This is a genomic window from Flavobacteriales bacterium, assembly GCA_020435415.1.
GTDB lineage: Bacteria > Bacteroidota > Bacteroidia > JACJYZ01 > JACJYZ01 > JACJYZ01.
The window spans coordinates 22,415-28,544 of record JAGQZQ010000039.1 but is presented as its reverse complement, the minus strand read 5'-3'; the positions used below and the strand labels follow the sequence as shown (position 1 = coordinate 28,544).

The 6,130-nt window shown below is 48.2% G+C and carries 6 protein-coding genes; 3 read left to right on the top strand and 3 right to left on the bottom strand.

What is annotated here, in order from left to right:
- Both KDD36_08150 and KDD36_08145 read left to right on the top strand, forming a co-directional pair.
- On the top strand, positions 1–353 hold a 353-nt coding region (locus tag KDD36_08150), incomplete at its 5' end, for a hypothetical protein (protein ID MCB0396609.1).
- Between the two features lie 160 nt (positions 354–513).
- Positions 514–825, top strand: a complete 312-nt coding sequence (locus tag KDD36_08145) for a hypothetical protein (GenBank protein ID MCB0396608.1) — start codon at positions 514–516, stop codon at positions 823–825.
- A 76-nt stretch (positions 826–901) separates the two neighbouring features.
- Here KDD36_08145 and KDD36_08140 read toward each other — a convergent pair whose 3' ends face one another.
- The 3 genes from KDD36_08140 to KDD36_08130 all read right to left on the bottom strand — a co-directional run bounded on the left by KDD36_08140 (position 902) and on the right by KDD36_08130 (position 5,045).
- Positions 902–3,016 (bottom strand): T9SS type A sorting domain-containing protein, encoded by a 2,115-nt coding sequence (locus tag KDD36_08140; protein MCB0396607.1) that lies wholly within the window; start codon positions 3,014–3,016, stop codon positions 902–904.
- A gap of 169 nt (positions 3,017–3,185) precedes the next feature.
- Entirely contained in the window at positions 3,186–3,881 is a 696-nt protein-coding gene (locus tag KDD36_08135) for a TrkA family potassium uptake protein (protein ID MCB0396606.1), read from the bottom strand.
- Positions 3,882–3,893: 12 nt separating this feature from the next.
- Positions 3,894–5,045 (bottom strand): cystathionine gamma-synthase, encoded by a 1,152-nt coding sequence (locus KDD36_08130; GenBank protein MCB0396605.1) that lies wholly within the window; start codon positions 5,043–5,045, stop codon positions 3,894–3,896.
- Positions 5,046–5,196: 151 nt separating this feature from the next.
- Between KDD36_08130 and KDD36_08125 the strand changes: the two genes are divergently transcribed.
- Positions 5,197–6,114 (top strand): DMT family transporter, encoded by a 918-nt coding sequence (locus KDD36_08125; protein MCB0396604.1) that lies wholly within the window; start codon positions 5,197–5,199, stop codon positions 6,112–6,114.
- Positions 6,115–6,130: the final 16 nt, after the last annotated feature.

Sequence of the window (6,130 nt, the reverse complement as noted above, 5' to 3'; positions counted from 1 at the left end):
GGGTGGAAGGATTATACCTTGCTGCAAAATTGGCCACCAAACTGAAAAACAACGAACCCATCAGGGATCGTATTGCAGATCAGAAATCGTCACTTCAGAACCTGATCGGGCTCCTTGAAGAGAATAAGGCAGATGAACAGGTAATGAATATCCTGACCCAGCTTAAAGAACTGGAAGAGGTGTTTGCCAATATGGAAACAGAGGATCAGGGTGAAGTTACAGCCACTACGGATACTGAAGGAGGTGTCACCACCATAGGCGGAGGAAGCGTTCTCAAGCTGACCGATGCCCAGGTGAATTTGATCCACGAAAAAATATCCGCAATCAGAAATGGCATAATTAGTGTTAATTAATAGCCAGAAACCAGGAATGCTTATGAAATCACATCGTCGAACACTACTTTGGGCTATAGGGCTTATGCTGGTTTTTTCAACCCAGGGCTTCAGCCAATGCAAATCTTTCACAAAGAAATACTGTAATCCATTATTGCAGCCATTCACTCACAATGGCCAGTTGAATAGTGCGATTCTGGCTGAAGGAGAAACCGCCGAACTTCTGCTGACCTTCTACGGAGGACAGAGTTATCGGGTGGCGGTTTGTTCACAGGAGGTTATCGGGCAGGTGGAGTTCCGGTTGCTCGATACAAAGAGAAATGTCATCTTCGACAATACCCAGCATAACCTTGCAAAGACATGGGACTTCAATGTGAAGTCTACCCAGCAGATTATCGTTGAGATCAACGTTCCGAAAAGAACGGAAGGCGGAAAAGCGGTGGCTATGGTTCCTACCGGTTGCGTGACCATTCTGGTGGGTTTCAAAGAGTAAGCAAACAATTTCTATATAAAAAAGCGGGAAGAAAATCTTCCCGCTTTTTTTTGATCATAACTGTACAGAAGAGAAGTTATTGAATAACCAGCTTTCGTGTGATAAAGGCACCACCCAGGCGTATGCTGATCATGTAGATGCCAGGGCCTCCGGCGGTTTCTTTATTAATAGTGTATTGGTGCGTCCCAGCCGATAGTTTTATCTGGTTCTGTATAATATCTACTTCCCGACCCATCATGTCGAATACGCGAATATCCGCTTCAACGGCGTGGGGTAGTGTGAAACGCAACATGGATGATCCGTCTGTTGGATTGGGATAAAGCAGCGTGTTCATTTCTACGGCCAGTCGGTCATCAAGGCCCACAAATCCATCCCCTGTAATGTTGATGTCATCCAGGAATATGTTGTTGCCACCGTCATTGGTAAATTCAAACTTGATTCGAAGGTTGCTGGATCCTGCGTAGGGTGCAAGGCTAACGGTTTCTTCCTTCCACTGACTGGCATTGGTTGGTGTGAATTCAGAAGCCTGTGCACTTACGGTGGCGATTTGTGTGCCGCTTTTTTGTGTTCTCAGCAACCAAGTTGCGCCACAGTTGGTGGACACATATACACGGAGTTTGTCGTTGTCACTGGTTGTGTTTTGCGCATAAGCCACGCGAAATTTCAATTTTGGCCCGATGATAGAGTCGATGTCATATCCGGGGCTGATAGCTGCATCCACACGGTTGGCACTGTTCTGATCATTCCTGAGTCGCAATGATGCATTTCCCGTATAGCCGGCACTTCCATAACGCTCCCACCCGATCCCATTGTCGGGATTCACAAAAATCCAATCGTTGGCTACGTCTGCTGCATTCTCAAAGGAGTCGGTAAATGGCATGGTTCCGTATTGACCTGCCGGGTTGCTGACCATAATGTATGAAGTTTTCGTCTCGCTGTCAGATCCTGTGGCATTGCTGGAAGTAAGCGTCACATTGTAGACACCCGGGGTGTTATAGATGACCGTTGGTGATTGGAGGCTGGAACCGGAAGGACTCCCTCCCGTAAAGGTCCAGTTCCATGTATCCGGTGTGCCGTTCCAGGATTCATCGGTAAAGGTGATAGAGTCGCCGGCGCACAGCATCACTGAATTTGCAGAAAATTCTGCATGTGGTGCGCATAACGTGGCGGGACTTCCATCGGTACCTGTGGCGGCGAGATTGGAGGAACTCCATAAGTTGTTCCGACCGCTGGTACTTGAATTCAATGCTGCCAGCATCCTGGATTTTTGTCCTTCCGAAAAAAGATTCTGGCAACCTCCGTTGGTGTAATCCATATAATTCTGGACCATCTCTCCGTCCGGGGCATTGCCGCAGGAAGTAACATGTGGAAAGCTCGGACAACCGGTATTGGAGGTTTCATGCGTAGGTGTATCCGAGACAAAGTCATTCCCGCAATTGGAATCTCCCCAGATATGGCTCAGGTTAAGCCAGTGCCCGACCTCGTGAGAAGCGGTTCTGCCTTTGTACGTCAGGTTGGCTGTGCCCACTGCTCCCCAATAATCGTTTCTGACAACCACCCCATCGGTAGAAGAATTGCCACCGGGAAACTGCGCAAATCCTATAATGAAACCACTTCCGCCACTGGTATTTTCGATGGTCTTGACAAGCCATACATTCATATATTTATCCCTGGGCCACATGATCAATCCCTTGACATTATTGCGGGCATCGTTGGTGAGTTCCGAATAGGTTCTGGTGATTCCATTGGTGCAGTTTCCATTGGGGTCCTTTTGGGCAAGCCGGAATTCTACCTCGCAATCGGCAGCAACGGATTGCCACGCGCTGTGCGTGTTGCTGGCATCGGCATTCAGACGACGAAAGTCCTCATTCAAAACGCGTATACCATCAATCACCTGTGCTTCTGAAATGTTTTCCGTGCCTCCTTCATGAATGATGTGAACCACAACCGGTATGATCTTCACAGCATTGCTTGTTTTGGCTGCCGGGTCATTTTCTCTTTCCGAAACAAATTGTCGGGTGTAGTTTTCGAGTGCAGCCCTTCTTTTGGATATCTCCGGATCTGCAGCTTCTTCCAGTCGCCTCATTTCTTCTGCAATACAAGGCTCCTGAACGCCTGGCTGCTGGGCCATTGAGAATTGAAGCAAACCGGTTCCCAGCATCAGTATCAAGAGGGCGTATATTTTTCTCATACAATACATATCATGATTTTATAAATGCCCGCAGAACCATATCAACGACATGGTAAAACAGGGATCAAACGAATAGTAAAGTGGTGAATGCTACCCGAAGTTACGGACAAAAACAGGTATTTCAAAGCGAAATTATTCCGAGGGGCAGGTTCCACCGTCGGCCGGCCGGTTACTGGTTGATTTCTATGAACCGCTCGATTTGCTTGGCACGGCCGAAAACAATAATCGTATCCGTTTCATACAGAACTGTTTCCGGCTTTGGCACCCCGATCACATGTTGCTCAATAATGACCTCGTCATCCTTGGTTACTTCGAACTGCCGTTTTAATGTGATCAAGTTCAAATTATACTTATTACGCAGGTCCACATCATCCAGGGTACGGTTTGCGATACCCTTCGGTGTCCGGATCTCCACGATCTCATAATCATCCGGCAGTTGAAGAAAGGAAACCACGTTAGGATTTAACAATCGTTCAGCCACCACAAGGCCTACCTCATCTTCCGGTGAAAGCACTTCATTCACACCGATCTTTTCGAGGATCATACGCTGATGAGGATCATTTGCACGGGCAATCACCCGTTTTACCTTCAGTTCCTGAAGCAGCACGGTGGTGAGCAGGAGTGCTTCAAAATCCTCACCGATCGCTACGACCACCGCATCCACATCCTGCACATTTTGTGCTTTCAGCGCCTTTTTGTCGGTGGCATCCAGGGCAACCGCATAAGCTACGTCATCCTGGATGTTCTCCACGTGGTTCTCATTGTTGTCAATGGCGAGTACTTCCGCACCCCGATAGGCCAATGTTCGGGCGATGGCAGTACCGAACTGCCCTAAACCGATCACTGCGAAACGATTCGCTTTCATAACTATAGTTCTTTAGGCCGTTGCTTTTTTGATGGCCTGGTCCAGGTCTGCAATCAGGTCATCCAGGTGTTCAATGCCAACGCTTAAACGGATCAGTGAATCAACCAGTCCGTTCTTCTCTCTTTCTTCTTTGGGAATGGAAGCGTGGGTCATGGAGGCCGGGTGTCCGACCAGGGACTCCACACCACCCAGCGACTCGGCGAGTGAAAACAGGTGGGTGTTGGAAATAACCGCAAGTGCCTGGTTGATGTCATCACCCTTTAATGTAAAGGATATCATGCCACCGAAATTTTTCATCTGTGCTTTGGCCACATCATGATTGGGATGTTCTTCCAGTCCCGGCCAGTATACACGATCAACTTTGGAATGACCTTTCAGGAAACGGGCAATACCTGCGCCATTTTCACAGTGCCTGTCCATCCGGATATGCAGGGTCTTGATGCCTCTTAATGCCAGAAAACTGTCCTGTGGTCCAGGTACACCTCCGGTGCTGTTCTGAATAAAATGAAGTTGTTCATAGAGCGCCTGGTCATTGCATATCAGGGCACCCATGACAAGGTCGGAATGTCCGCCGATATATTTGGTTACCGAGTGCATGCAAAGATCGGCACCCAGGTCAAGCGGTTGTTGAAGATATGGTGTTGCGAAGGTATTGTCCACTGCAATCAGGCATCCGTGTTTCTTTCCGATGGCCGCACACTTTGCAATGTCGATGATATTCATCAGCGGATTCGTTGGCGTCTCCATCCAGATGAGTTTTGTTTGCGGCGTGATATGTTGTTCAAGTTCGTCCGCATCCCGCATGCCTATAAAACGGAACTTGATGCCGTATGCTGAAAATATCTTAGTGTAGATGCGGTATGTTCCGCCGTAGAGATCATTCGTGGAAATAACTTCATCACCGGGCTTCAACAATTTGAGGACGGCATCGATGGCGGCCATACCGCTGGAAAAACACAATCCGAATTTACCGTTTTCAAGTGCGGCCAGACTATTCTCCAGCGCTTTCCTGGTAGGGTTGGCGGTTCGGGAATATTCATATCCTTTGTGTACTCCCGGCTTTTCCTGCACATAGGTGGAGGTCTGATAAACCGGGGTCATGATCGCGCCGGTCGCCGTATCCGGTTCCTGACCTGCGTGAATGGCTTTTGTCTCGAATTTCATGAAAGGTATTTAGCTAATGGCCAATGATTAAACAAGGGTTTACAGGTAAACAAAGGTATTAATTAAATGTAGATATTTGCCCTCACAATCATAGGCCGATCTTCTTGCATTTTTCTTGTTCAGAAGACCTGTTTTTATTCAGGCTAGAGACATGACCGTAGTTGCCAGGGAACAAACCCGTGCACACCTTGCATTGCTTGGTGCCAACCTTATTTATGGAGCCAACTATACCATTGCGAAAGGGTTGATGCCAGATTTTATCCGCCCGCTTGGATTCGTGGTCACCAGAACATCAGTGGCTCTTATACTGTTTATTTTGGTGAGCCTGACCATACGCAGATCAGGGTTTGAGTGGAAAGAGTACGGCAAACTCATACTCTGCGGGATGTTCGGAGTTGCTTTCAACCAGTCGTTGTTTTTCTCGGGGCTGGAGCTCACCCATGAGATCAACGCGGCCATTATCATGATCTCAAGCCCTATCATGGTGGTGTTCATCGGGGCATTGGTGCTCAAGGAGAAACTCACCTCACGCAAATTGATAGGTATCGTATTGGGTTGTACAGGTGCCGCATTCCTGATACTCTATGGCAAGGACCTTACCTTTGCATCTGATACGCTTCGGGGTGATATCATGGTATTCCTCAATGCTACGTCTTACAGCATCTACCTGATTCTTGTTAAACCGCTTATGAAAAAGCATGATCCTTTGGTGGTGATTGCATGGGTATTCTTTTTCGGTTCGTTGATGGTTTTGCCATTCGGCTGGGAGCAATTTACCGGCGCACATTGGAGTGAAATGGGTCAGCGTCAGTGGATCTCGGTGGCTTACGTTTGTGTAGGCACTACCTTTCTTGCCTATCTGTTCAACATTGTGGCGCTGAAAACGGCAAGCCCGTCTCTGGTGAGTTTTTATATTTACCTGCAGCCCTTCTTCGCTTCCGTGATCGCGGTATCGATGGGAAAGGGCCATCTTACGGCAGACAAAATTTTTGCAGCGATCCTGATCTTTATCGGCGTGTACCTGGTGAGCCGGTCCGGAACCAGGACAGGTCAGGGTGGCCGGGCATGACCCGCTTGTATTTGGC